This is a genomic window from Micromonospora sp. NPDC005220, assembly GCF_040607895.1.
GTDB lineage: Bacteria > Actinomycetota > Actinomycetes > Mycobacteriales > Micromonosporaceae > Micromonospora.
Genome location: NZ_JBEXHP010000239.1, coordinates 1 through 1,606, shown reverse-complemented (window position 1 = coordinate 1,606; position 1,606 = coordinate 1). Strand labels below are relative to the sequence as shown.

Genomic DNA, 1,606 nt, shown 5'->3' with positions numbered 1-1,606 from the left:
GTCGATGTCAGCAGTCACGAGCAGACAACGACACCCTTCCCTATGCGGTACGACCACCGCCTCACCAGCTCAGATTTGGGACTCAGTCATCTAGGCCAGCAGACCCTCGGCCAGCAGGTGGTCGAAGATGATCTGGTCCACGGGCGAGGTGCGATGCCGGTCGGCATACCCGAGCCAGGCCATCTCGGCGATCTCGCTGGCCGGCCGCAGCTGCCCCTGGTATCCGGCCCGGTAGCAGGTCATCCGCACTGTGATGCCGGTCGCGTGCCCGTGCGCCTGCGCACTGAAGGTGCCCAGGTGCACGGCGCCACGCGCGTCCACGTCGACGCTCAGCTCCTCGCCGATCTCCCGGCGCAGGGTTTCCAGGTCGGTCTCGCCGGGCTCGCGTTTGCCACCCGGCAGGTACCAGACGTCCTTGCCCGTCGACCGGGTGCTCAGCACCCGATCGTCCTCGATGAGGATCCAGGCGACCTTGTCGATCTCACGCACGATGTTCCTTCCGGCTGCCGGGATCGGGGACGCTACCAGCCGGCACCGCGCTCAGTCGGCCAGCAGGTCGAGCAGCAGCGCGGCGGTCCAGCCGAACGACGGTGAGCCGAGCCCGGCGCCGGTGTCCGGGTGGAAGTACTCGTGGCAGCCGGCCCCGGCGACCAGATCGATCATCGAGCGGCGCAGCCCGGCGGCCAGCTCCGGGTGCCCGTGCGTGAGCAGCCCACGCCGCACCAGCCAACCGACGTTGAGCCAGCTCGGCCCCCGCCAGTAACGCAGCGGCTCGAAGTCGGGCGAGGTGCGGTCGTAGGTGGGAAGCGGGCGATCCATCCGCCGGGCCACCCCGAAGCGCGCCGAGCGGGCCTCGACGACCAGCGCGTCGGCCTGCCGGGCCGGCAGGTCGGGCAGGATCAGCGGGGTCAGCCCGAGCACGGTACGGGCGCTCACCAGCCGGTCGGTGCGCAGGTCACGGGGCTGGAACGTGCCGGTGTCCGGGTCGTACAGCCTGCGGAGCAGGGCGTCGGTGATCCGGGCCGCGCGGGCCCGGTGCGGCCCGGGGTCGTCGCCGACGAGTGCGGCGATCTCGGCGAGGGCGTGTTCGGCGGCCCCGAACGCCGCGTTGAACAGCGGGCACTCCACCAGGAACGGGTGACCGGTGGCCAGGTCGTGGTCGGAGTAGCCGTGGTCGCGGTAGGCCGCGACGATCGCCAGGTAGCGCGCGTAGTCCAGGTCCGTGGGGCGGTGCGCGGCGTCGGCGTGCCTGGTGTCGTGCCGACGGTACGCGGACATGACGGCCGCCTCGGCCGGCACCGCGGCCATCGGCTCGTCCCAGGCCGGGCTGTTGTCCAACCCGGACTCCCACGGGTGCACGATGCAGGCCAGCCCGTCGCCGGCCACGTCCCGCCGGTCGGCCAGGTAGCGCTGCTGGGCGACCAGCGCGGGATAGAGCCGGCGCAGCGCGGCCAGACCGGTCGGGTCGGGTGCCCGCCGGTACGCCAGCAACGCGGCGAGCGCGTGCACCGGCGGCTGGACCAGGCCGGAGGAGGCCACCGTCGCCCGCGACACCGAGGCCTCGCTGACTTCGGCCTGTTGGGCGATGTCGGACAGTCGAGCGCGC

At 72.5% G+C, this 1,606-nt stretch carries 2 protein-coding genes; both read right to left on the bottom strand.

The window, feature by feature from the left end; all coding sequences use genetic code 11:
• Nucleotides 1–90 precede the first annotated feature (90 nt).
• Complete coding sequence (locus tag ABZU52_RS32410; protein WP_354974715.1) at nt 91–489, bottom strand: NUDIX domain-containing protein; 399 nt, start codon at nt 487–489, stop codon at nt 91–93.
• A 51-nt stretch (nt 490–540) separates the two neighbouring features.
• On the bottom strand, nt 541–1,606 hold a 1,066-nt coding region (locus ABZU52_RS32405; protein ID WP_354974714.1), incomplete at its 5' end, for a hypothetical protein.